At 61.5% G+C, this 24,061-nt stretch carries 25 protein-coding genes; 17 read left to right on the top strand and 8 right to left on the bottom strand.

Features of this window, described 5'->3' with window-relative positions:
- The first annotated feature begins 17 nt into the window (after nt 1-17).
- The 5 genes from AC07VY_RS05255 to AC07VY_RS05235 all read left to right on the top strand — a co-directional run bounded on the left by AC07VY_RS05255 (nt 18) and on the right by AC07VY_RS05235 (nt 5,753).
- Nucleotides 18-1,454 (top strand): S41 family peptidase, encoded by a 1,437-nt coding sequence (locus AC07VY_RS05255; protein WP_495074566.1) that lies wholly within the window; start codon nt 18-20, stop codon nt 1,452-1,454.
- Between the two features lie 66 nt (nt 1,455-1,520).
- Complete coding sequence (locus AC07VY_RS05250; protein WP_495096488.1) at nt 1,521-2,279, top strand: HesA/MoeB/ThiF family protein; 759 nt, start codon at nt 1,521-1,523, stop codon at nt 2,277-2,279.
- Nucleotides 2,280-2,368: 89 nt separating this feature from the next.
- Nucleotides 2,369-4,057, top strand: coding sequence for a SulP family inorganic anion transporter (locus AC07VY_RS05245; RefSeq protein WP_495096489.1), 1,689 nt, complete (start codon nt 2,369-2,371; stop codon nt 4,055-4,057).
- Nucleotides 4,058-4,151: 94 nt separating this feature from the next.
- A complete protein-coding gene (locus AC07VY_RS05240; RefSeq protein ID WP_495074569.1) occupies nt 4,152-4,919 on the top strand; it encodes a GGDEF domain-containing protein in 768 nt (255 codons plus the stop codon).
- A gap of 3 nt (nt 4,920-4,922) precedes the next feature.
- Nucleotides 4,923-5,753, top strand: a complete 831-nt coding sequence (locus AC07VY_RS05235; RefSeq protein ID WP_495074570.1) for a MinD/ParA family protein — start codon at nt 4,923-4,925, stop codon at nt 5,751-5,753.
- A gap of 12 nt (nt 5,754-5,765) precedes the next feature.
- Here AC07VY_RS05235 and AC07VY_RS05230 read toward each other — a convergent pair whose 3' ends face one another.
- The 3 genes from AC07VY_RS05230 to folE are packed head-to-tail and all read right to left on the bottom strand — an operon-like array spanning nt 5,766 to nt 7,837.
- Nucleotides 5,766-6,638, bottom strand: coding sequence for a DUF429 domain-containing protein (locus AC07VY_RS05230; RefSeq protein ID WP_495096490.1), 873 nt, complete (start codon nt 6,636-6,638; stop codon nt 5,766-5,768).
- Between the two features lie 31 nt (nt 6,639-6,669).
- Entirely contained in the window at nt 6,670-7,092 is a 423-nt protein-coding gene (locus tag AC07VY_RS05225; protein WP_490593039.1) for a BLUF domain-containing protein, read from the bottom strand.
- A 4-nt stretch (nt 7,093-7,096) separates the two neighbouring features.
- Nucleotides 7,097-7,837, bottom strand: a complete 741-nt coding sequence (gene folE / locus AC07VY_RS05220; protein ID WP_495074572.1) for a GTP cyclohydrolase I — start codon at nt 7,835-7,837, stop codon at nt 7,097-7,099.
- 140 nt (nt 7,838-7,977) lie between these two features.
- Here folE and AC07VY_RS05215 point away from each other — a divergent pair, with 140 nt between their 5' ends.
- Nucleotides 7,978-8,349, top strand: a complete 372-nt coding sequence (locus AC07VY_RS05215; RefSeq protein WP_495096491.1) for a nuclear transport factor 2 family protein — start codon at nt 7,978-7,980, stop codon at nt 8,347-8,349.
- 37 nt (nt 8,350-8,386) lie between these two features.
- Here the strand turns inward: AC07VY_RS05215 and AC07VY_RS05210 are convergent, their stop codons facing one another.
- Together AC07VY_RS05210 and xdhC are read right to left on the bottom strand one after the other, a co-directional pair.
- On the bottom strand, nt 8,387-9,613 hold the full coding sequence (locus AC07VY_RS05210) for a urate hydroxylase PuuD (RefSeq protein WP_495096492.1): 1,227 nt from the start codon (nt 9,611-9,613) through the stop codon (nt 8,387-8,389).
- A 141-nt stretch (nt 9,614-9,754) separates the two neighbouring features.
- Nucleotides 9,755-10,561, bottom strand: a complete 807-nt coding sequence (gene xdhC, locus AC07VY_RS05205) for a xanthine dehydrogenase accessory protein XdhC (protein ID WP_495096493.1) — start codon at nt 10,559-10,561, stop codon at nt 9,755-9,757.
- Between the two features lie 65 nt (nt 10,562-10,626).
- Between xdhC and AC07VY_RS05200 the strand changes: the two genes are divergently transcribed.
- Entirely contained in the window at nt 10,627-11,151 is a 525-nt protein-coding gene (locus AC07VY_RS05200) for a hypothetical protein (RefSeq protein ID WP_495096494.1), read from the top strand.
- 72 nt (nt 11,152-11,223) lie between these two features.
- On the opposite strand, the gene uraH is transcribed toward AC07VY_RS05200, so the two are convergent.
- Nucleotides 11,224-11,574 (bottom strand): hydroxyisourate hydrolase, encoded by a 351-nt coding sequence (gene uraH, locus AC07VY_RS05195; RefSeq protein WP_495096495.1) that lies wholly within the window; start codon nt 11,572-11,574, stop codon nt 11,224-11,226.
- A 76-nt stretch (nt 11,575-11,650) separates the two neighbouring features.
- Between uraH and AC07VY_RS05190 the strand changes: the two genes are divergently transcribed.
- Genes AC07VY_RS05190 through AC07VY_RS05175 form a run of 4 tightly spaced genes read left to right on the top strand, consistent with a single transcriptional unit; the run spans nt 11,651 to nt 16,289 of the window.
- The gene (locus tag AC07VY_RS05190) at nt 11,651-12,322 is read left to right on the top strand and encodes a GntR family transcriptional regulator (RefSeq protein ID WP_495074578.1); all 672 of its coding nucleotides are present in this window, start codon (nt 11,651-11,653) and stop codon (nt 12,320-12,322) included.
- A 19-nt stretch (nt 12,323-12,341) separates the two neighbouring features.
- Nucleotides 12,342-13,286, top strand: coding sequence for an allantoinase PuuE (gene puuE / locus AC07VY_RS05185; protein ID WP_495096496.1), 945 nt, complete (start codon nt 12,342-12,344; stop codon nt 13,284-13,286).
- A gap of 7 nt (nt 13,287-13,293) precedes the next feature.
- Nucleotides 13,294-15,069: a 2-oxo-4-hydroxy-4-carboxy-5-ureidoimidazoline decarboxylase gene (gene uraD, locus AC07VY_RS05180; RefSeq protein WP_495096497.1), complete on the top strand. Its 1,776-nt coding sequence runs from the start codon at nt 13,294-13,296 to the stop codon at nt 15,067-15,069.
- Nucleotides 15,066-16,289, top strand: coding sequence for a M20 family metallopeptidase (locus AC07VY_RS05175; protein ID WP_495096498.1), 1,224 nt, complete (start codon nt 15,066-15,068; stop codon nt 16,287-16,289). Before uraD ends, AC07VY_RS05175 begins: the two co-directional genes overlap by 4 nt.
- A 95-nt stretch (nt 16,290-16,384) precedes the next feature.
- Here AC07VY_RS05175 and AC07VY_RS05170 read toward each other — a convergent pair whose 3' ends face one another.
- The gene (locus AC07VY_RS05170) at nt 16,385-17,671 is read right to left on the bottom strand and encodes an OmpP1/FadL family transporter (protein ID WP_495096499.1); all 1,287 of its coding nucleotides are present in this window, start codon (nt 17,669-17,671) and stop codon (nt 16,385-16,387) included.
- Nucleotides 17,672-18,050: 379 nt separating this feature from the next.
- Here AC07VY_RS05170 and AC07VY_RS05165 point away from each other — a divergent pair, with 379 nt between their 5' ends.
- The 5 genes from AC07VY_RS05165 to AC07VY_RS05145 all read left to right on the top strand — a co-directional run bounded on the left by AC07VY_RS05165 (nt 18,051) and on the right by AC07VY_RS05145 (nt 23,584).
- Nucleotides 18,051-20,363 carry an NADP-dependent malic enzyme gene (locus AC07VY_RS05165; RefSeq protein WP_495074583.1) on the top strand — a complete coding sequence of 771 codons (2,313 nt, stop codon included), beginning with the start codon at nt 18,051-18,053 and terminating at the stop codon, nt 20,361-20,363.
- 115 nt (nt 20,364-20,478) lie between these two features.
- Entirely contained in the window at nt 20,479-21,510 is a 1,032-nt protein-coding gene (locus tag AC07VY_RS05160; protein ID WP_495096500.1) for an ABC transporter substrate-binding protein, read from the top strand.
- Nucleotides 21,511-21,577: 67 nt separating this feature from the next.
- The gene (locus AC07VY_RS05155; protein ID WP_495096501.1) at nt 21,578-22,384 is read left to right on the top strand and encodes an ABC transporter ATP-binding protein; all 807 of its coding nucleotides are present in this window, start codon (nt 21,578-21,580) and stop codon (nt 22,382-22,384) included.
- Nucleotides 22,381-23,148 carry an ABC transporter permease gene (locus AC07VY_RS05150; protein WP_092756129.1) on the top strand — a complete coding sequence of 256 codons (768 nt, stop codon included), beginning with the start codon at nt 22,381-22,383 and terminating at the stop codon, nt 23,146-23,148. The genes AC07VY_RS05155 and AC07VY_RS05150 overlap by 4 nt, the downstream gene beginning before the upstream one ends.
- 133 nt (nt 23,149-23,281) lie before the next feature.
- Nucleotides 23,282-23,584, top strand: coding sequence for a high-potential iron-sulfur protein (locus AC07VY_RS05145; protein ID WP_495074586.1), 303 nt, complete (start codon nt 23,282-23,284; stop codon nt 23,582-23,584).
- On the opposite strand, the gene AC07VY_RS05140 is transcribed toward AC07VY_RS05145, so the two are convergent.
- A complete protein-coding gene (locus AC07VY_RS05140) occupies nt 23,581-23,913 on the bottom strand; it encodes a hypothetical protein (RefSeq protein WP_495096662.1) in 333 nt (110 codons plus the stop codon). The two genes, AC07VY_RS05145 and AC07VY_RS05140, sit on opposite strands and share 4 nt — an antisense overlap.
- Between AC07VY_RS05140 and AC07VY_RS05135 the strand changes: the two genes are divergently transcribed.
- A complete protein-coding gene (locus AC07VY_RS05135; RefSeq protein ID WP_495119475.1) occupies nt 23,833-24,024 on the top strand; it encodes a cryptochrome/photolyase family protein in 192 nt (63 codons plus the stop codon). The two genes, AC07VY_RS05140 and AC07VY_RS05135, sit on opposite strands and share 81 nt — an antisense overlap.
- Nucleotides 24,025-24,061 lie beyond the last annotated feature (37 nt).

Below are 24,061 nucleotides of genomic sequence, written 5' to 3'. Positions count from 1 at the left end.
CGACTTGAAAGATGCTTATGGGCCAGAAACTCAAAATTACCGGCTGGGTTGCCGCCGGTGCTATCGCCGGGGCCTTAACCACGGTCTCGCTGCAAACTGTTGCGCGGGGCGCGATGGCGCCACTGCCGCTGGAAGAGCTGCAACAACTGGCTGCGGTCTTCGGCATGGTCAAAACAGACTATGTGGAGCCGGTGGACGAGAAAAAGCTGATCAGCGATGCCATCTCCGGCATGGTTGCCAGCCTGGACCCCCATTCGCAGTACTTTGACAAAAAGTCTTTCAAGGAATTCCGCGAAGGCACAACCGGCCGCTTTGTCGGTGTGGGCATCGAAATCACCCAGGAAGACGGCTTGGTCAAGGTGGTTTCACCCATCGAAGGCTCGCCGGCCTTCCGTGCCGGCCTGAAGCCCAATGACCTGATCACCAAGATCGACGACACGGCGGTCAAAGGCCTGGCCTTGAACGAAGCCGTCAAGCGCATGCGCGGTGAGCCCAATACCAAGGTCAGCCTGACGATCTTCCGCAAGGATGAAAACCGCAGCTTCCCTGTCACCATCACCCGCGAAGAAATCCGCACCCAATCGGTACGTGCCAAGGTGGTCGAGCCCGGCTATGCCTGGATCCGCCTGAGCCAGTTCCAAGACCGTACGGTAGAAGACTTCGCCCGCAAGATCGAAGACATCTACAAACAGGAACCCAAGCTCAAGGGACTGGTACTGGATTTGCGCAACGACCCCGGTGGCCTGCTGGATGCCGCGGTCGCAGTGTCGGCCGCCTTCTTGCCTGAAAACGTGACCGTGGTGTCCACCAACGGCCAGTTGGCAGACAGCAAGTTCACCTACAAAGCCTCGCCCGAGTTTTACCAGCGCCGTGGCGCCGACCCCCTCGCCCACCTACCCGCAGCCCTGAAAACCGTGCCGCTGGTGGTGCTGGTAAACGAAGGCTCGGCTTCGGCCAGCGAAATCGTGGCCGGCGCCCTGCAGGACTACAAGCGCGGCACCCTGATGGGCAGCCAGACCTTTGGCAAAGGCTCGGTGCAAACCGTGCGCCCCCTGGGGCCAGACACCGGCCTGAAGCTGACTACCGCACGCTACTACACGCCTAGCGGCAAGTCCATCCAGGCCAAAGGCATCGTGCCGGACGTGATGGTGGACGACTCCGAAGAAGGCAGCCCCTACGCGGCCCTGCGCATGCGCGAAGCCGATTTGGACAAGCACCTGAACAGCGGCCAAGGTGAAGAGAAGAAAGACGAAGCCCGTGAAAAAGCCCGCGAGGAAGCCCGCAAGCGACTGGAAGCCGAGGCACTCAAGCCGATTCCTGAGCGCAAGCCAGCTCCCGAGTTCGGCAGCGACAAGGACTTCCAGCTGATCCAGGCCATCAATCAGCTGAAAGGCCGGCCAGTGCTGGTCAGCAAAACACAAACAGAACGCGCAGAAGAGAAAAAAGAGAATTAAGCTCCTCAGCCCCCACACAATGCCCCGGCTTACGGGGCATTTTTCTTTGTCCACGACAATTGCCGCATGAACGACGAGCAACTTCTACGCTATTCACGCCACATCCTGCTGGACGACATCGGGATTGAAGGCCAGGAGCGCCTGCTGGCGTCCCGGGCGCTGGTGATTGGCGCGGGCGGACTGGGCTCACCCGTTGCCCTCTACCTGGCAACCGCAGGCGTTGGCCAGATCAGTCTGGTGGACCACGACACGGTAGACCTGACCAACCTGCAGCGGCAAATCGCCCATACGCTCGAGCGTGTCGGTAGCGCCAAGGTGGACTCGGCCCGCCAGTCCATGGAAGCCATCAATCCTGAAATCCAGATCAACCCCATCCAGGCCCGTGCCGATGCCGAGCTGCTGGACCGCCTGGTGGCGGATGCGGATGTGGTGGTGGACTGCTGCGACAACTTTGCCACCCGGCACGCCATCAACGCCGCCTGCGTGCGCCACGGCAAACCACTGGTGTCAGGCGCCGCCATCCGCATGGACGGACAAATCAGCGTATTCGACCCACGTTCGCCGCTATCGCCTTGCTATGCCTGTGTCTTCCCACCCAGTGAGGATTTCGAGGAAACCCGGTGCGCAGTCATGGGTGTGCTGGCACCACTGGTCGGCATCATTGGTGCCATGCAGGCCACCGAGGCCATCAAACTGCTGAGCGGCGCAGGCAGCTCCCTGGCAGGCCGGCTGCAAATGCTGGATGCCCGCAGCATGGCCTGGAATGAAATTCGCATTCCCCGTGATCCAGGCTGCAGCGTCTGCGGTCAGCGGCATATATCCTGACCCGTATACTCCTATTTTCATAGCTAGAAGCCCAGGCAATATATGCGGAGAGCGCTGAAAAAGTTCCACATCTTCGCCCCACATTGCCAATGAATACTGCGGCACGACTACAGCGCTGGTTTCCCTTCCTGGCCTGGCCCCGACCTGATCGCAGCACGCTGGTGGGCGAACTCTGGGCGGGCTTGACCGTAGGCATGATGCTCATCCCCCAGGGCGTCGCCTATGCCGCGCTGGCAGGTATGCCGCTAGTCACCGGCATTTACGCCTCCATGCTGCCGGCTTTGGTTGCCGTGCTGTGGAGTTCATCGACCCGCTTATCCGTAGGTCCTACGGCCCTGAGTGCACTGCTGGTGGGCAGCGCGCTGCTAGGCATGGCCGAGCCGGGCAGCGCCCAATGGGTGAAATTGGCCGTCTGGCTGGCTCTGCTATGCGGCCTTCTGCAAGTATTGCTAGGTCTGGGACGCTTTGGTTGGCTGCTGAACCTGGTCAGCGCACCGGTCTTGACAGGTTTCACCCAGGCTGCAGCCGTACTGATTCTGCTGTCTCAATTGCCTGCGTTGTTGGGCCTGCGCGGCTCTCTGTCCAGCTTGTTGCAACAGCCCGCGATGGACCTGCAGGCTGCAGCCTTTGGCCTCGGTGCCTGGGCAGTTCTAGCCATGGGCAAGCGCTGGCTGCCCAAGTTTCCCACCTTGATGCTGCTGGTCGTCGCCAGTGCTGCGCTGAGTGCCCAACTGGGTTTTGCCGACCATGGCGGCGCGGTCGTTGGCCACCTGCCCGCAGGCCTGCCCTCCTTGCAATGGCCCGCCATGCTGGGCTGGTCCGAGCTAGGCAGTCTGGCCCTCCCTACTCTGGTGCTGACGTTGATCAGTTTTCTGGAAACCGCCTCTAGCGCCAAGGTGGACAGCCAGCGCAGCGGCAAGCGCTGGAACGAGAACCAGGATTTGATCGGCCAGGGTATGGCCAAAATCGCATCGGGCCTGTGCGGTGCGTTTCCCACCAGCTCCTCGTTTTCGCGCTCGGCCATCAACCTCTATGCCGGCGCCAAGACCGGCTGGGCAACGATTTTCTCGGTACTGCTGGTGCTGCTGGTGCTGTTGTGGCTGACACCCTTGCTCTACCACGTGCCCCAGGCCGTGTTGGCAGCCGTGGTGGTGGCCGCCGTGTCCAGCCTACTGCAGCCGGCCGAATTGCGCCGCATCTGGCGCGCAGCACCGGTGGAAGCCCTGACCTGCGCCACCACCTTTGTGCTGACCCTGGCAACCGCGCCCCGGCTGTACTGGGGTGTGCTGGCCGGGCTGCTGATAGGCTTGTCCCATTTTCTGTACCACCGGCTGCACCCTCGCATCATCGAGATCGGGCTGCACCCGGATGGCAGCCTGCGGGATCGCCACTTGTGGCAACTACCGATGCTGGCACCTGATACCTATGCACTGCGCATGGATGCCGAGCTCGACTTCGCGTCCGCCAGTGCGTTGGAGCGCACGCTGATGGAACATCTGGCGCAACATCCCGGAACACGCCAGGTCTGCCTGTTTGCACAACCCATCAACCGCATCGATGCCACAGGCGTGGAAACCTTTGGCAAGCTGCGCCAGACCCTGGCGCAACGAGGCATCACCTTGCACATAAGCGGAATGAAATTACCGGTCGAACAAGTTTTACGTCGTGCCGGAGAGCTCCCCCCTGTAACATCCACACCGGAGCTGTTACAACTACACCGCACCGACCAAGATGCGCTCATCGCTTTGCAAAAGGAGCTGCAAGACTTCGTGATCTGACACCGGGTAGCACCGCAATCAAGGGCTGCATTGCACAAGTACCGCTTTTTATGACCTTACTGTTAAACTTTCTGCACTACTGATTGGTACTTTTGTGTCTGCACCGGCAACCTCACTTTCCATCGATTTGCACGGTTTGCATCTGGAGCCGGCCTGCGCCCTGCTCCAGATAGAGCTGCCTGCACCCGATGTGGCCGACCCCACAGCGTACCTGCAAAATATCCTGGACAGCTTGTGCGATCTGTCCCTGCGCGACCCACTCACGGGTCTGTCCAATCGCCGCCACTTTAATGCCGTGCTGGCCTCCGAGGTGGACCGTGTGGCACGCTCAGGCGAAGAAGCCCTGCTGTTGATGATCGACATTGACCATTTCAAAAAGGTGAACGATACCTATGGCCACGCCGCCGGCGACGAAGTCCTGCGGGTGATTGCCAAAACCTTGCAGACCTGTGTGCGCCCCATGGACACGCTGGCACGCTTTGGCGGTGAAGAGTTCGTGGTCATATTGCCATCTTGCCAACCAAGCTTTGGCCACGTAGTGGCCGAACGCATACGCAGGGCTGTGGAAAATACCGTGATACCAATCTCCCCCGGACTCGATCTGAAGGTTACGATCAGCATCGGTGGCGCATTTGCACTGCAATGGATACGGTCTACCAGCGAACTCTGGACGGAGCGGGCGGACCAGCAACTTTATTTAGCCAAAACTACCGGGCGTAACCGCCTATGCCTGGAGCCCCCACCGGAAAGCAATGTCAGCGCGGAAGAAAAAAATCTGTTGTTTGGTCACCTGTCTGCCATCGAGCCGGCATGGGTTGAAATGTCGTCTAGCGCCACCTCTGATGGCGCTACACAAAGGTAAGCCGTGAGTAACAACAATACAACAACCTCGACCACTCCGGCAGGCGCCGGCGCCAAGGTATTGGCCATCACCAGTGGAAAAGGCGGTGTAGGGAAAACCTTTGTCTCGGCCAATCTGGCTGCGGCATTGGCCAAGCGCGGCCACCGTGTACTGGTGCTGGATGCAGATTTGGGCTTGGCCAATCTGGATGTGGTGCTGAACCTGCACCCGAAGATCACGCTGCATGACGTGTTTACCGGCAAGGCGACGCTGGACGAGGCCATCATCAAGGCACCAGGCGGCTTCTCGGTACTGCTGGCCGGCTCAGGCATGGTGGAGTATTCACGCCTGACACCAGAGGTCCGTGACGAATTCCTGCAGGTAGTGCGCAGCCTGGTGCCGCGTTATGACGTGCTGCTGCTGGACACCGGCGCAGGCATCTCGGATGTGGTGCTGTTCTCGGTCTCCCTGGCGTCCGAAGTACTGGTGGTGGCCACTCCAGAACCCACGTCGCTTACCGACGCATATGCAGCCATCAAGGTGCTGGCCACCCAGCAAAAGCGCCAGCATGTGCGCATGATCATCAACCAGACGGCGCGTGCCGGCGATGGCCGAGCCATCACCACCCAGCTGCAGCAGGTGCTGGACCGCTTTGTAACCACCGGCACCGGGCGCTCGGTACGCCTGATCCACGTAGGCGACATTCCCGCCGACCTGGCGGTGCGTGAAGCCGTGATGCGACGCCAGCTGCTGCTGGTCAACACGCCGGGTTGCCCCGCTGCGCTGGCGATGTCCGAATTGGCACGCAAGCTTGATGAAACGGTAATCAGCCCCACGGAATTCAGCAAGGCTTGAGCACGCAGCGTCTCAGACCGTGATGATCCACCCCTCCAGCGGGTCCATGTCAATGGGCAAGCCGTAGCGGGCAACACCTGCTGCATGCTGCTCAGCGGCCCACCCGGCCTGCAGCATGCACAGCACGGCATCCAGGGCATCGCCACTGGCATCGTCCACCAAGCTTTTGCGCTGGTCGGCATTGATACCCAAACGCAACCCCAGACCTACCGCACCATGGGCGCCCTGCCCCGATTCCAGAGCCTGCACCAGGTCTTGGCGCGCCTGCAGACGCTCTGGCGTTTGCTTGGCTTTGTCATCGCTTTTATAACTGCGCCGTCCAACGCCAAAGGCACTCGGCTGCCAGCCGTCCAGCACCCGGCGCGCCAGCAAACCGGGGTAGGCCTCCAAGGCCGCGCGTCGGGGGTCACCAGAATACAGACCTGGGAAATCCACCCCGGCATCCAGCAACAAGGGAACGCCCGCATGCAACATATAGGCAACCGGTGGGTTCACCCACTTCATTGACGGACTGGAGCCAGCCGCAAAATCACAGCCGCGGTGGGCGAACTTACCGCCTGCCGGGCGGGCATCGCAAAAAGCCGCAAACTGCGACCGGACCTGGGCCCGGTCCAGGCCGGAAAAATGGCGTATGCAGTCCAGCCAGCGCAGCGGCCAACCCAGGGTTTCAACCAGCTCGCGGGGCAGGCCAAAGGGTAAATCGAATGCACCGACCCAGGCCTGGGGCTGGGCCAGTACGGCAGCAAAATCAGACAGGGAAGATAAACGCTCCAGCCGGGTCAACACCACGCATCCATCTGCATGGTGGCCCCAGGCCAGCACAATATTTTTATGCCGGGTCGGACTACTGGAAAAGTCACAGCCCAGCAGCGCAGGAGAGCCCATGCCCTAAGCTGCAGCAAGTACTAGAAGGCGTCTAGACGCGGCCCACAATCGATGCGGTGGCCATCAGCTCTTCCAGCAGGGCCAACGAAACTTTGCCCGACACGGAATACGGGTCCAGCTCTGGCTTTTCTGCGTATTTCAAGAGAATGGACTGGTTCAGCCGCTGGATATTCACCTGGCCCATGGTCCAGCCACCAAAGCGGCGCTCGGAAATCTCTTCAAAATGCAGCAGCGCCACGTCTTTATGGCGTGCATCGCGCTGGATATGGCCGTACAGCTCATTGACCGGCATACGCCCGCCTTCAATGGCCTGCAGGAAGATACCGCCGCCATAGCAAAGAATGCCGGTGATGCCGCAGGTCGGGTTGTATTGACGCGACTGCGCAAGGATGGCCTCAATCGCAGCAGGGCTGGTATCCAGGGCGCGGCTGGCGTAGAGCAAGCGTACAAGCATGGTGTTAGCCCTTTCTGGGGAGGAGAGACAGGAATTCACGGCGCAGACTGGAGTCCTTCAGGAAAGCACCGCGCATGACCGAGTTGATCATCTTACTGTCCACATCTTTCACGCCGCGCCAGCCCATACAGAAATGGCTGGCCTCCATCACGATGGCCAGGCCGTCCGGCTGGGTCTTCTCCTGGATCAGATCGGCCAGTTGCACCACGGCTTCTTCCTGGATCTGGGGGCGGCCCATGATCCACTCGGCCAGGCGCGCATATTTCGACAAACCGATCACATTGGTGTGCTCGTTGGGCAGCACTCCGATCCAGATCTGGCCCATGACTGGGCACAGATGGTGCGAGCAGGCGCTGCGCACGGTGATCGGGCCGACGATCATCAGCTCGTTTAAATGCTCGGCGTTAGGGAATTCGGTGATGGTGGGGGCCGCCACATAACGACCCTTGAATACCTCTTTCAGGTACATCTTGGCCACACGGCGGGCGGTGTTCTCGGTATTGTGGTCGTGTTCGGTATCGATCACCATGCTATTCAGCACACCCTGCATTTGCACGGTGACCTCATCCAGCAAGGCGTCCAACTCACCCGGCTGGATGAACTCGGAAATATTGTCGTTGGCGTTGAAACGCTTGCGCGCGGCCTTCAGCCGTTCGCGAATTTTCACGGATACAGGTGTGCCTTCCCCGTCTCGGGCATCAGCCAGCGCAGTGGGATTCATAGCATCGGGTGTTTTCATTAACATACAAGAATGGTAGCAGGGCAGGCAATAGCGCCGCGCGAAGGCACTGCAAAGCCCTTTTCAAAGTCGCCCCATCGGGGCCTGCTGCGAGCACAGCATAATCAGCCCCTTTTTCGAAACGCTGGCTCCCACAAAAAGAAACTATGGACAACATCGACCTACTCAACACACGTAAAAACTGGTACGCGGCCTTCTTTGCAGGAGACACCGACTTCATGGCCAGTGTGGAGGCCGACTCCTTCTGCGTAGTGCATGCGTCCGGAGTGCAATCCAAATGGGAACAATTGCACGGTATCTCCCGTGCGGTGCAGGCTGACCGTTGGTTTCCCAGCAATGCCTGCAAGCAGGACGCCAGCCTGTCGCTGCAAAACCATGGGGAATTCGTCGTGGTATCCGGCCAAAGCCATACGCTGATCGACGAAGAACGTCTGGGTAGCGTGTACTTCAGCGAACTCTGGCGCAAGCAGGCGCAGGACTGGCAAGTCATGCACCTGCACTACACGCCGGTGGAATAAGCTGGCAGCCAGCTCCTCCACCGATTGCTGTACTGGATTACTGGGTTGAGGCGCCCGATTCGAACCACTGTTTAATCATTGCGCGCTCGGCATCGGTGATGCCGGTGGCGTTGTTCATCGGCATGATCTTCGTCACCACCGCCTGTTGGTACACCGCCTGTGCGTGCTGCTGCAGGGCGGCCGGTGAGTCCAGACGCACATTCTTCATCTGCACCTGGGGGCCGTGGCACATATAGCAGCGCTGCGCCAGCACGGGCTGTATCTTTTCATAAGGAAATGTGGCTACAGCGCTTGTATTACCTGCGGGAGCAGCTACGGAACTTATAGCATCCACGGGTGCAGGCCGCATCCACGCAATCGCCCCCACGATCACCGCCAGGCCGACCAGGGCATACGCTATGGGATGGCGGTTGCGGCCCAGCAGATAGCCGTGGCGCATCACGAAGAACTGGCGGATGGCCGCGCCCGCGAACATCATCAGCACCAGCACCAGCCAGTTCTGCGGGTGGCTGTAGGTAAAGCTGTAGTGGTTGCTCAGCATGGCAAACAGCACCGGCAACGTGAAATAAGTGTTGTGCACGCTACGTTGCTTGCCGCGCTGGCCGTGGATCGGGTCCACCGGCTGGCCGGCCTTGATGGCCGCCACCACGGTGCGCTGGCCAGGGATGATCCAGAAAAATACATTCGCGCTCATGGTGGTGGCGATCATCGCGCCCACCAGCAGAAAGGCCGCCCGCCCGGCAAACCAATGGCAGGCCAACCAGGCTGCCACGCAGACCAACACCGCTACCAGCGCACCGACGATGGCGTCGCCATGCTTGCGCTTGCCAAACAGCTGGCAGATGCTGTCATAGAACATCCAAAACACCACCAGGAACGATAGCGCAACACCGATCGCCGCGCCAGGCGACCAGTTCATCAGCGACTTGTCGATCAGGTAGGTGCTGGCATTCCACAGATAGGACACGGTGAACAGCGAAAAGCCGGTCAGCCAGGTGGAATAACTTTCCCAGTAAAACCAGTGCAGATGCTTGGGCAGCTGCGGCGGCGCCCCGGCGAACTTCACCGGATGGTAGAAACCGCCGCCGTGCACGGCCCACAGCTCGCCACTGACGCCCTGTTTTTTGAGGTCGTCATCGACCGGCGGCGTCAGGCTGCTGTCAAGAAACACAAAGTAAAAGGAAGAGCCAATCCAGGCGATGGCGGTGATGACGTGGACCCAGCGCAGCAGCAGGTTGGCCCAGTCGAGGTAATAACTTTCCATATGCACTCTCACGCTTGACGGCACCCGCACGGGGCGCCAGTAGTTTCTCTGCCTACCACTGCGGGCACTGTAGGCAAAAAGAGGTCGCGAACAAAAGCTGTGAGAGAAAGCCTTGCACCGCTGCGACCTGAACCTGTGATTCTATGGAGTAATGCTTTGCAACAACTGTGCCGCAACCGCAACCGCGATCACCTCGGGCTCCTTACCCGCAATGCCCGGCACACCGATCGGGCAGGTCACCCGGGCCAGTTCGGCATCGCTAAACCCACGGGCCTGCAGCCGCTGGCGAAAGCTGGCCCATTTGGTCTTGCTGCCTATCAGGCCGATAAACGGTAGGTCGCCCTGGCTGCGCTGGCGCTGCAGGCAAGCCGCCACGATATCCAGGTCTTCGGCATGGCTGAAGCTCATGATCAGCACCTGGCTGCCAGGTCGCAGGTTGGGCACGGCTTTTTGCACCGGGTCGGAGTGTTCACAATGCACATGGGCCGGCAGATCGGCAGGGAAAATGCCGTCGCGGCTATCTATCCAGCTCAGCTGGAATGGCAGGCGAGACAACACCTGCACCAAGGCATGGCCCACATGGCCGCCGCCAAACAAGGCCACGGGCCGGAGCTGTTGGGCGCACTGCTGACGAAGACGCGGTGCATCCGCCGCCGTAATGAACTCAAACCGCAGGTAAACCACGCCACCACAGCACTGGCCCAGGCTAGGGCCTAGGGGATAGCGCAAAGTCTTTGCGGCAACATCGCCAGCCTGCAAGCGCGCCCGGGCTTCAGCGATGGCCTGGAACTCCAGATTGCCGCCACCGATCGTGCCCACCAGATGGTCGGCAAACACCGCCATCCAGGTCCCGGACTCACGCGGCACCGAGCCTTGGGTAGACTCTACATAGATAAGCACCGCAGCCTTGGACTGCAAGTGGTGGAGTAAAACGTCAATATGTGTCACAGCAAGCAATCCGGCCAAGAGTGCAGTATGCACGGCTGCACGCGCTGCCCCAAGCCTTCAAAATAATGAAAAAACAACTCAAATACCTGCGTTTGAAACTAGCCGGCCTGTCCGCAGCCGCCGCGGCCTTGGTCGCGGGTTGCAACTCCACGCCAGCTCCGCAGCCAGCCGGTACGCCAACCCCGCCGTCGCCCCCCAACACCGCTGCGCCCAGCACCCCTCGCCCGGCCCAGCCTGCGCCGCCCAAGATATCCGTTGCCACCAACCCGCGCGACTACCGGCGCGATGCCGCCCGCCACCTGTATGACCGCAATACGGAACGCATCTTCCAAGGCAAGTTGCAAGCCAATCTGTACGCGATCGGCGTGCTGGAAGTGCACCTGGACCGCAACGGCATGGTGACCGGCCTGCACTGGATGCGTGCGCCAAGACATGCCCCAGAGGTGATTGACGAGATCGAGCGCACCGTGCGCGCTGCCGCCCCCTTCCCTCCTCCCTCCCGCATGGGCAAGGTCACCTACACCGATACCTGGCTGTGGGACAAGAGCGGCCAGTTCCAGCTGGACACGCTGACCGAAGGCCAGCTCTAAGTTCACTACAAAAAATATAGCTGCCAGCGCAGGTAAATTCTGCGCCAGCGGCCTATTTCTCTTAAGAACCTATCAGCTCCCCCGGTAGGTCGAATAGCTCCAGGGGCTGACCAGCAGCGGCACGTGGTAGTGCTGCGCCGTGTCGGCCACGCCGAAATCCAGGCTCACCTTGTTCAAAAACTGCGGTTCCGGCAGTGCCACGCCGCGCGCCGCAAAATAGGCCGCCACATCAAACACCAGCCGGTAGGTGCCGACCTGTAGTGCGTTGTTGTCAAACAGCGGCGCATTCGTGCGGCCGTCGTGGTTCAGGACATGGCGCTGCAGCAAGGTGCTGCTGTCGCCCTGGGTGGCATACAAATCCACCGCCATGCCGGCGGCCGGACAGCCGTGCATGGTGTCCAAAACGTGTGTGCTCAGTCCCATAGGTATCTCCACATAAACGGTTTCAAAACGTAAAACAGATGTGTATACAGTTCAGTAATTCCGCTATTATGGATGCATGGAAGCAAGCACCACCAACACCCATACGATCGTCGAAGCACTGACCAAGGCCATTGTGGAACACCGGCTGCACCCAGGCACCAAGCTGGCCGAGCAGAAGCTGGCCGACCATTTCGGCGTCTCGCGCACCCTGGTAAGGCAAGCCCTGTTCCAGCTATCGCAAAACGGCCTGATCCGCCTGGAGCCGGCCCGTGGCGCCTTCGTAGCCGCGCCTTCGGTGGCAGAGGCTCGCCAAGTATTTGCCGTGCGCCGCATGCTGGAGGCGGAAATCACCCGCTCCCTGGCCCGCAGCATGACGCCAGCCAAACTCAAGGTCTTGACCGACCATTCGGCCCTGGAGAAATCCGCCCTCAAAACCCAGGACAACAGCAACCGCGCCGAGCTGCTGGGCGACTTCCACATCCGCATGACCGAGCTGCTGGGCAACGATGTGCTGGTGCAAATGATGGTGGAACTGCTGTCTCGCTGCTCGTTGATCACCCTGATGTACCAGCCCGACAGCGCAGCAGAGCACTCCAGCGAAGAACACGACGCATTGATACAAGCACTCGCCGCACAAGACGAAGACCTGGCCGTGCGCCTGATGGACGAACACCTGCAACACGTGGAGGCCAGTCTGGCCTTCGACCGCAAAATTCCCAGTAACGACATCGCAATGGCACTGGCCTGACTTGTGCTTGAGGAGCCCTATGACCGAGACATCCGCCCCCCGCCCCCACTACCCCCGTGACCTCGTCGGCTATGGCCGCAAGGTACCCCACGCGCAGTGGCCCAACCAGGCCAAGATCGCCGTGCAGTTTGTTTTGAACTACGAAGAAGGCGGCGAAAACAATGTGCTGCATGGCGACGCCGCATCGGAAACATTTCTGTCCGAACTGATCACTGCCCAGCCCTTCCCAGACCGTCACATGACCATCGAGTCCATGTACGAGTACGGCTCGCGCGTGGGTGCCTGGCGCATCCTGCGCGAGTTTGAAAAGCGCGGCTTGCCGCTGACCATCTTCGGTGTCTCCATGGCACTTGAGCGCCACCCCGAACTGACCCAGGCCTTCATCGACCTGGGCCATGAAATCGCCTGCCACGGCTGGCGCTGGATCCACTACCAGAACCTGCCCGAAGCCACCGAGCGTGAGCACATGGCCATAGGCACGGAAATCCTCCGCAAGCTGACCGGCGGCCAATGGCCCCAAGGCTGGTACACCGGCCGCGACAGCCCCAACACCCGCCGCTTGCTGGCCGACCAGGGCGGCTTCAGCTACGACAGTGACTACTACGGTGACGACCTGCCCTTCTGGATGCCCACCACCAAGAGCGACGGCACGGTGGAGCCCCGCCTGGTCGTGCCCTACTCGCTGGACACCAACGATATGCGCTGCGTGCAGGTGCAAGGCTTCAACACCGGCGACCACTTCCTGCAGTACCTGAAGGACAGCTTCGACGTGCTGTACGCCGAGGGCGATAAAGCCCCGAAGATGATGAGCATTGGCATGCACTGCCGCGTGCTCGGACGGCCTGGCCGCTTCGGCGCACTGCAGAAATTCCTGGACTACGTGCAAAGCCACGAGCGCGTGTGGATCTGCCGGCGCATCGACATCGCCCGTCACTGGCACGAAACCCACCCTTTCAAAGGCTGAGCCTCGCATGGCACTGACGCTAGATTTCCTCAACACGGCTCCCCTGGAGACCGTGTTGCAGCAGTTGCCTGGCCTGTACGAACACTCGCCCTGGATCGCCGAGCAGGCGCTACAGCATCGCCCGTTCCGCTCTCTCGCACAATTCAAATACGCCATGGTGCAGGTGCTGGCCGCGGCCGGCAAGCAGGCCCAGCTGAACCTGATACGCGCCCACCCTGACCTGGCAGGAAAGGCCATGGAGGCCAACAGCCTGACGGCCGAATCCACCCACGAGCAAAACCAGGCCGGCCTGACCCGCTGCACGCCCGAAGAGCTGGCCCTGCTGCAGCAGCTCAACGCCGACTACCGTGCGCACAACGGCTTCCCCTTTATCCTTGCCGTGCGCGGCCCGCGCGGCACCGGCCTGCGCAAGCAAGAAATCATCGACACCTTCCAGCGCCGCCTGCGCAACTCGGCCGACTTTGAACAGGCCGAAGCACTGCGCAACATCCACCGCATCGTGGAAATCCGGCTGGACGACGCCTTTGGCAGCGCGCCCTTGGCGGGCAACTTAGTCTGGGACTGGCAAGAAGCACTCAGCGTCCACACCGACCCCGGCTACGCCGAAAAGGGCCAGCTCACCGTCACCTACCTGACCGACGCGCACCGCGCCTGCGCCCAGCAGATCGTGGACACCATGCGCGACTGCGGATTTGACGAGGTGTCTATCGATGCCGTGGGCAATGTGGTGGGCCGCTACCACGCTGCTACGCCAGATGCCAAGACCTTGCTCACCGGCAGCCACTTTGATACGGTGCGCAACGGCGGCAAATACGACGGCCGCCTGGGCATTTACGTGCCCCTGGCCTGTGTGCGCGAACTGGCGCGCCAAGGCAAGCGACTGCCCTTCCACTTGGAGGTGGTTGGCTTCGCAGAAGAAGAAGGCCAGCGCTACAAAGCCACCTTCCTGGGTTCGGGCGCACTGATTGGCGACTTCAACCCCAGCTGGCTGGACCAGACCGACGTCGACGGCATCAGCATGCGCTCCGCCATGCAGCATGCAGGCTTGCGGATAGAAGACATCCCGGCCCTGCAACGCCAGGCCGCCGATTACCTGGGCTTTGTCGAGGTACATATAGAACAGGGCCCGGTGCTCAACGAGCTGGATATTCCGCTGGGCATCGTCACCTCCATCAACGGCAGCGTGCGCTATACCGGCGAGGTTCAGGGCGTTGCCTGCCATGCTGGTACCACCCCCATGAACCGCCGCCGCGACGCAGCCACCGCCGTGGCCGAGCTGGCGCTGTTTGTGGAGCAACGTGCCGCGCGCGATGGTGACTCAGTCGGCACCGTGGGCATGCTGCAGGTGCCCAACGGCTCCATCAACGTCGTGCCGGGCCTGTGCCAGTTCAGCCTGGACCTGCGCGCGCCGAACAATGCGCAGCGCGACGCCCTGGCTAACGACGTAGTGGCCGCACTGCAAACCATCTGCGAACGCCGCAGCCTGCGCTACACGCTGGTCGAGGCCATGCGCGCCGCCGCCGCCCCCAGCGCACCTGCCTGGCAGAAGCGCTGGGAACGTGCGGTGGACGACCTGGGCGTGCCCCTGTACCGCATGCCCAGTGGCGCTGGCCACGACGCCATGAAGCTCCATGAAATCATGCCCCAGGCCATGCTCTTCGTACGCGGCCAGAACTCCGGCATCAGCCACAACCCGCTGGAAAGCAGCACCAACAACGATATGCAGCTGGCAGTGGATGCCTTCGCCCAGCTTTTGACCCAACTCGCAAACGAATCCCCATGACAGATTACGCCCGCCTAGACGACTGGATTGACAACCATTTCGACGCCGAAGTCCAATTCCTGCAAGCCCTGATCCAGGTCCCCACCGACACTCCGCCCGGTAACAACGCACCGCACGCCGAGCGCACGGCCGAGCTGCTGCAGGCCTTTGGCTTTGAAGCAGAGAAACATGCCGTGCCCGCCGCCGAGGTACAGGCCGCCGGCATGCAGTCCATCACAAATCTGGTGGTCCGCCGCGCCTACGGCCCGGGCAAAACCATTGCCTTGAATGCCCACGGCGACGTGGTGCCACCTGGCGACGGTTGGACGCATGACCCGTATGGTGCTGAAATCGCTGACGGCAAGATGTACGGTCGAGCCACGGCCGTTAGCAAAGGCGACTTCGCCAGCTTCACCTTCGCGGTGCGGGCGCTGGAATCCCTGGGCCTGCCGCTCAAGGGTGCTGTCGAGCTGCACTTCACCTACGACGAGGAATTCGGCGGCGAACTCGGCCCGGGCTGGCTGCTAAAAAACAAAATCACCCGGCCCGACCTGATGATTGCCGCCGGCTTCTCCTACCAGGTGGTCACCGCGCACAATGGCTGTCTGCAGATGGAAGTCACCGTGCACGGCAAGATGGCCCACGCCGCCATCCCCACCAGCGGCGTAGATGCACTACAAGGCACGGTCCACATCCTGAACGCCCTGTACGCGCAAAACACGCTGTACCAGCAGGTCACATCCCAGGTAGAAGGCATCACCCACCCCTACCTGAATGTGGGCGTGATCGAAGGCGGCACCAATACCAATGTGGTGCCCGGCAAGGTCACGTTCAAACTAGACCGCCGCATGATTCCCGAAGAAAACCCGGTCGAAGTCGAAGCCAACATCCGCAAGATCATTGCCGACGCGGCTGCCAGCCAGCCCGGCATCACGGTGGATATCAAGCGCCTGCTGCTGGCCCACTCCATGCAGCCCCTGCCCGGCAATGCGCCGCTGGTCGAGGCCATACAGAAGCACGGCTTGGAAATGTTTGGCGAGGCCATTCCGGCCATGGGCACACCGCTGTACACCGACGTGCGGCTGTATGCGGAGGCCGGCATCCCTGGCGTGATCTACGGCGCCGGCCCGCGCACCGTGCTGGAATCGCACGCCAAGCGTGCCGACGAAAGGCTGGACCTGGAAGACCTGCGCCGCGCCACCAAGGTGATTGCGCGCACGCTGCGCGACTTGCTGGCGTAGTCACTCGCTGCATAGAAAAGGCCCTGAACCGCATTGCGCGATTCAGGGCCTTTTGTCGTCAAAGCGCGGACGCAGCCGCGCGGTGGATCAAACGATCAGAAGCTCTGCGAGTACTGCAGGCCCATGACCCAACCACTGTCCTTGTAGGTGCCGTTCAAAGCCCCCCGACCAGCAGCGGCCTGGTTGTTCTGGATCTGTGCGTCCTTCAAGTACAGATAGGCCAAACCGAAGTCCAGCGTGGAGGCTTGCGAGAGCTTCCACTGCGCGCCGGTAGAGAGCCAGATGCGGTTGTTGTCCGGCAACGAGGCCAGGCGCGTGGTAGCGCCCTTCACTGGAGTCTGGTCATAGGCTACGCCGTACTTGAACTTCCAGGCATCGTTGTACTTGTAGTTGGCGCCCACGGCCACACGCCAGGTGTCGCGGAACTCGGTGTCCAGGGTCTGCGCCACGGTACCTGCAGCTGCACCCGAAGTACGCACGATGTCTATCTTGGGAATGCTGCTCCAGCCGGTCCAGGACAGGTCACCCAGCAACTCCCAGCTCGGGTTGAGCTGGTGCGTCACGCTAGCGATGAAGGTGTCAGGCAAAGTCACGCTGGCCTTGACGTTGGCGCCAATCGCTGCGTTCACTGCGGCCGACGGGCTGCCACCCGTCAGGGTGCCAGTGAGGTCGTACTTGATCTTGGAGCGGTATGACACGCCGACCTTAGTTGCAGGCGCAAGTTTGATGAGCGCGCCCACGTTCCAGCCCCAGGCATTGTCGTCAATGCTCAGCGCCAGCGGCGTGGCGCCTGGCAGGCCTGGCGGTACGGTTGGCACCACCGCAAGTTGGCGCGAGTAATCTGCAGTAAGGCGCTGCCAGTTCAGACCAAAGCCCCACGAGACCACGTCGTTGGCCTTCCAGGCAATCGACGGGTTGATGTTGTAGGTCTTGACATCGAACTGATTCGATTGCGCGCTGCCGGTCCAGGGCGCTTCGTAGTCGGTCTTGGAGCCAAACGGCGCGCCAAAGCCGATACCGGCGTACAACCCGTCCTGCAGCTTCCACGACAGGTAGCCATTGGGTGCCACACCCCAGTGTCCGGCGTCACCGCCCGAACCTGCGGTGGCCAGCGTGCCGACCGAAGAGCCCTGGTTCTGGAACTTGAAGCCGGGCTTGATAGCGGTCGCGCCAATCGAAAACTCGCGGTCTTTGAGCTCGGTCATACCGGCCGGATTGAAGTAGATGGTGCTGGCGTTCTCGGCCACCGCCGCAGAGCCAGCAAAGGCATTGCCAATGCCACTGGCGTTTTGCTCCAGCAGTTGGAAGCCCGACGCGCCGGCGCTACCAGCAAAGAGCGCGGCGATGAGCGCCGATAGATGTTTGAGGTCGTGGGTTTTCATCATGTCTCCAAGTTTGTTAACAAATGTGTCTGGTTTATGTCCGCGACATAACACTGTACCAACGAAAATGTGCAACAAAGCGCCTGTGAAAGCCTTCAATGTCACCTGCGGAACAGCACCAGAACACGAAACCGGGCTGCACGCGAATCTGCAGGCTGGAAGTCACAGGCCAAACACACCGACGAACAGCTGAACCTGGAAGACCTACGCCGCGCCACCAAGGTCAAGGCCCGCACGCTGGCGGACCCGCTTGCATCAATCGCATAACGTCATACATCCTTCGCATAACTTTTCACAACGTAAGTAGGCTCCACAATGTTTATCGCCTGTGGCTTGCGTTAGGCTTACCTTTCATAAAAATTCTTCGAGGACACACTCAATGGCCAAAGAAATTTCCCCTGCCGAAATGGCTCTGCGCGACGCCGCACGGGAATACCACAGCACCCCCAGCAAGGGCAAAATTTCCGTCACCCCTACCAAGCCGCTGTCCAACCAGCGCGACCTATCGCTGGCCTACTCGCCAGGTGTGGCCTACCCCTGTCTGGACATTGAACGTGACCCCTCCCTGGCCGCCGAATACACCTCGCGCGGCAACCTGGTCGGCGTGATCACCAATGGCACGGCTGTGCTGGGCCTGGGCAATATCGGCCCGCTGGCGTCCAAGCCGGTGATGGAAGGCAAGGGCTGCCTGTTCAAGAAGTTCGCCGGCATCGACGTGTTCGACATCGAACTGGCCGAGAACGACCCCGACAAGCTGGTGGACATCATCGCCGCCATGGAGCCCACGCTGGGTGGCATCAACCTCGAAGACATCAAGGCACCCGAGTGCTTCTACATCGAGCAAAAACTGCGCGAGCGCATGAACATCCCGGTGTTCCACGACGACCAGCACGGCACGGCCATCATCTCCTCCGCCGCCCTGCTGAACGGCCTGGAACTGGTCGGCAAGAAGATTGAAGACGTGAAGGTTGCCGTGTCCGGCGCCGGCGCAGCTGCCATTGCCTGCCTGGACGTGATGGTCGGCCTGGGCGTGCAGCGCAAGAACGTGTTTGTATGCGACTCCAAGGGTGTGATCTACCACGGCCGCGCGGGCGGCTTCGACGCCTCCAAGGAACGCTACGCCCAAGACACCTCGGCCCGTACGCTGGCCGATGCGGTCAATGAAGCCGACGTATTCCTGGGTTGCTCCGCCGCCGGCGTGCTGACGGCCGAGATGGTCAAGACCATGGCCGCCAAGCCCATCATCCTGGCGCTGGCCAACCCCGAACCCGAGATCCGTCCCGAGCTGGCCAAAGCCGTGCGCCCCGACTGCATCATCGCCACCGGCCGCTCCGACTACCCGAACCAGGTCAACAACGTCCTGTGCTTCCCCTACATCTTCCGTGGCGCGCTGGACTGCGGTGCCACCAAGATCACCGAAGCCATGAAGCTGGCCTGCGTGCGCCAGATTGCCGACCTGGCCAAGGCCGACATCAGCGAAGAAGTGGCCGCCGCCTACGCTGGCAAGGAACTGGTGTTCGGCAGCGATTACCTGATCCCCACCCCCTTCGATTCGCGCCTGATCCTGCGCATCGCCCCCGCTGTGGCCAAGGCTGCGGAAGAGTCCGGTGTGGCCACGCGCCCCATCAAGGACATGGAGGCCTACCGCCAAAGCCTGTCGCGCTTCGTCTATCAAACCGGTATGTTCATGCGCCCGGTGTTCAGTGCCGCCAAGGCCGTGCCCGCCAACGCCAAGCGCGTTGCCTATGCCGAAGGTGAAGACGAACGCACGCTGCGCGCTGCCCAGTTGGCCGTGGACGAGAACCTGGCCCACCCCATCCTGATCGGCCGCCCCGCCGTGATCGAGGCCCGCATCCTCAAGGCCGGCCTGCGCATCCGTATCGGCACCGACGTGGAAGTGGTGAACCCCGAAGACGACTCCCGCTTCCGCCAGTACTGGGAAACCTACCACCGCCTGATGGGCCGCCGTGGCGTGTCACAAGACGTGGCCAAGGCCGCCGTGCGCCGCTCCAACACCACCATCGCCGCACTGATGGTGCGCCTGGGCGATGCCGACGCCATGCTGTGCGGCCTGCTGGGCCGCTACGAAGGCCATCTGCAACACGTGCGCGACATCATCGGCCTAAAGAAAGGCGCCTCCGGCTTTGCCGCGCTCAACGCGCTAATGCTGGAAAAGCACACCTTGTTCATCACCGACGCCTTTGTGAATGAAGATCCGACTGCCGAACAACTGGCCAGCATCGCCGTCATGGCTGCCGACGAAGTCAGCCGCTTCGGCCTGCCACCCAAGGTTGCCTTCCTGTCGCATTCCAACTACGGCTCGTCGGACCGCCCCTCGGCCCGCAAGATGCGTGCGGCCCACGAACTGTTCAAGGCCATGGCGCCCGACATCGAATCCGATGGCGAACTGCAAGGCGATGCGGCTCTATCGCAACCCATGCGCGAAGCCTCGCTGATGGACGCCGAAACCAATCTGCACGGTGAAGCCAATCTGCTGGTCTGCCCCAACCTGGACGCGGCCAACATCTTGTTCAACGTGCTGAAGATGACCGGTGGCCAGGGCGTGACCGTGGGCCCGATCCTGCTGGGTGCGGCTGCTTCTGCACACATTCTGACCCCATCGGCCACCGTGCGCCGTGTGGTCAACATGACTGCGCTGGCCGTGGCCAACGCCGCGACCGTGCACAAATAAGTACCAGCCCCCTCGGGCAACTGAGGGCCACAAAGAACGCACCTGCACGGTGCGTTTTTTTATGGGCATGGGCACCTTTTTTGCTCTAATGCAGCTAACTCTTTCTGGAAACTCCATGACCAAACGCGTCTTTTTGCAGTCTGCCCTGGCCTGCGCCGCCCTGCTGGCCACCGTACCGGCATTTGCCCAAACCACACCCATCAAATTTCAGCTGGACTGGCGCTTTGAAGGCCCGGCCGCCCTCTTCCTCACCCCCGCAGCCAAGGGCTATTTCAAAGACGCCAAGCTGGATGTCACCATTGATGCGGGCAACGGTTCGGGTGGGGCCGTCACCCGCGTGGCATCCGGCGCGTATGACATGGGCTTTGCCGATATGGCGGCACTGATGGAGTTCCACGCCAACAACCCCGACGCCCCCAACAAACCCGTGGCGGTGATGATGGTCTACGCCGACACACCGGCATCCGTGATGGTGCTGAAAAAATCTGGCATCAAAACCCCCGCCGACCTGACGGGCAAGAAGCTGGGCGCCCCGGTGTTCGACGCCGGCCGCCGCGCCTTCCCCATCTTCGCCAAGGCCAACGCCATCACCGGCGTGCAGTGGACCAGCATGGACCCGCCACTGCGCGAAACCATGCTGGTACGTGGTGACGTGGACGCCATCACCGGCTTCACCTTCACCTCGCTGCTGAACCTGGAGGCACGCGGCACTAAGGCCGAAGACGTGCTGGTGCTGCCCTACCCGCAGTTCGGCGTCAAGCTGTATGGCAACGCCATCATCGCCTCTCCCAAGCTGATCAAGGAGAACCCGGCCGCCGTAAAAGCCTTTTTGCAGGCCTTTGCCAAGGGCATGAAGGACGTGATCGCGAAGCCCGCCGCCGCGATTGAAGATGTGAAAGCCCGCGACGGCATCATCAACAGCGCGTTGGAGCTGCGCCGCCTGAACATGGCCCTGGACACCGCCATCAACACCCCTAACGCGCATACTGAAGGCTTTGGCAAAACCACGCCGCCGCGCCTGTCGCTGATGGCATCCCAAGTATCCGATGCCTTCGCCACCAAGACCCGCGTGAACCCGGAAGCGGTGTGGAACGGCAGCTTCCTGCCCAGCGCTGCCGAGCTGAACGTACTTCCAGCCAAGAAGTAAACACTATTCTTTTTATAGCTGCTCGCGCAGTTGATACCTGCGCGAGCGGCCTATTTCTTATAAATTTGTGAATACCCCCGCGTTTGTCGACTTCCGCGACGTCTGGCTGGCCTACAACGACGAGCTGCGCGCACAAAACCAGTTCGCCGTCGAAGCCATCGACCTGCAGGTCCAGCAAGGCGAATTCATCGCCATCGTCGGCCCCTCGGGCTGCGGCAAGTCCACCTTCATGAAGCTGGCCACCGGGCTGAAGATGCCGTCCAAGGGCAGCATCCGCATCGACGGCCAGCCGGTCACCGGGCCGCTGAAGATCTCCGGCATGGCCTTCCAGGCGCCGTCGCTGCTGCCCTGGCGAACCACGGTGGACAACGTGCTGCTGCCGCTGGAAATCGTCAAACCCTACCGCAGCCAGTTCAAGGCCAAACGCAAGGAGTTCGAACAGCGTGCGCGCCAGCTGCTGCAAAAGGTCGGCTTGGCCGGCTATGAGGACAAATTCCCCTGGCAGCTGTCGGGCGGCATGCAGCAGCGCGCCAGCATCTGCCGCGCGCTGATCCACGAGCCCAAGATGCTGCTGCTGGACGAACCCTTCGGCGCGCTCGACGCCTTCACCCGCGAGGAGCTGTGGTGCATCCTGCGCGACCTGTGGACCGAGCAGCGCTTCAACGTGATCCTGGTCACCCACGACCTGCGCGAGAGCGTGTTCCTGGCCGACACGGTCTACGTCATGGGCAAGAGCCCGGGCCGCTTCATCGTCAAGAAGCAGATCGAACTGCCGCGCCCGCGCGAGCTGGAGCTGACCTACACGCCCGCATTCACTGACATCGTGCACGAGCTGCGCGGCCACATCGGCTCGATACGAAAGACCACGCCATGAACGCCAAGACCCTGGAACGCTGGTCGCCCTGGGTGCTGCTGGTCGCCATCGTGCTGCTGTGGCAAGGCATCTGCAGCGCCTTCGACGTGTCGGAATTCATCTTCCCCAGCCCCTGGCGCATCGCCACCCAGCTGGTCGAATTCAAGGGCCCCATCGCCCTCCACGCCTGGCGCACCTACTGGGTGACCATGGCCGGCTTTGGCCTGGCGATCGTGGTTGGCGTGCTGCTGGGCTTTGTGGTCGGCAGCTCGCGCCTGGCCTATGCGGCCATCTACCCGCTGATGACGGCCTTCAACGCCCTACCCAAGGCGGCATTCGTGCCCATCCTGGTGGTGTGGTTCGGCATCGGCACCGGGCCGGCGATATTGACCGCTTTCCTGATCAGCTTCTTTCCCATCATGGTGAACATCGCCACCGGCCTGGCCACGCTGGAGCCCGAGCTGGAAGACGTGCTGCGGGTGCTGGGCGCCAAGCGCTGGGACGTGCTGGTCAAGGTCGGCCTGCCGCGCTCCATGCCCTACTTCTTCGGCTCGCTGAAGGTGGCAATCACGCTGGCCTTCGTGGGCACCACGGTGTCGGAGATGACAGCCGCCAACGAGGGCATTGGCTACCTGCTGATCTCGGCCGGATCGTCGATGCAGATGGGCCTGGCCTTTGCCGGCCTGATGGTGGTGGGCGCGATGGCCATGGCCATGTACGAGCTGTTCAGCTACGTTGAAAAGCACACCACCGGCTGGGCGCACCGCGGGTCACAAAATGACTGAGCAGTAGCAGACTAACCCGTTGTGTCTTGACTTGGCGCAAGACAAACCTTGTGAACTATGCGTATGCTGCGACTGCCGTTGCTATTGACGGCAGCCGTCCGCAGTTTTAAGCGGGCGCTCATAAGGAAACCCCATGAAGACCCAACGACGCGTATTTTTGATGGCAGTCGCCGCCGGCGGAGCCACACTGAGCACTTTGGCACGCGCCCAGGCCAAGGTCGATGACAAAGACCCCCAAGCTGCTGCCCTCGGCTACGTGACCGACGGCACCAAGGCCGACGTTAAAAAATACCCCAAGTACGCTGCCGGCCAAAACTGCGGTAGCTGCGCCCTGTACCAAGGCAAGGCCGGCGATGCCACCGGTGCCTGCCCGCTGTTCGCCGGCAAGGTTGTCGCTGCCAAGGGCTGGTGCAGCGCCTGGGCCAAGAAGGGTTAATTCCGGTCCATGCCGCCGGCCTCGTTCAAGGGCAACAAGCAGTCCCTGCCCAGCAAACTCTGCGCGGCCTGTGGCCGGACCATGACCTGGCGTAAACGCTGGGCCAAGACCTGGGACCAGGTGAAGTACTGCTCCGGCGCTTGTCGTAAGGCAAAAAAATTAGGCACTTGGTGCTCGTGCCGGGCGACCAGCTGAACCTGAACTCTTCGGCCATCGACGTCGTCAACCCCGCACAGGATGCGGTGTGAATGGCCGAGATGGCCGAAGAATCCACCCATATCTGGTCCAGCAAGCAACGCATCGCGCTCTTTCTGGTCGCCGTGCGCCACTTTGCGCAGACCTACCACTGCATTACACCTACCTGGACCAGGCGGAGAACCGGGATAGCCTGGCGCCCCGGTGGCAAGCGGGCAGTTGCGCACAGACCTAGACACGCTTGAGTTGCTTCCTGAGAGCGTCACCACGCCATGCTCATCA

It is taken from the genome of Rhodoferax sp. GW821-FHT02C08, from assembly GCF_059421805.1.
The sequence above is the reverse complement of the archived record's forward strand: the minus strand, read 5'-3'. Positions and strand labels throughout refer to the sequence as shown.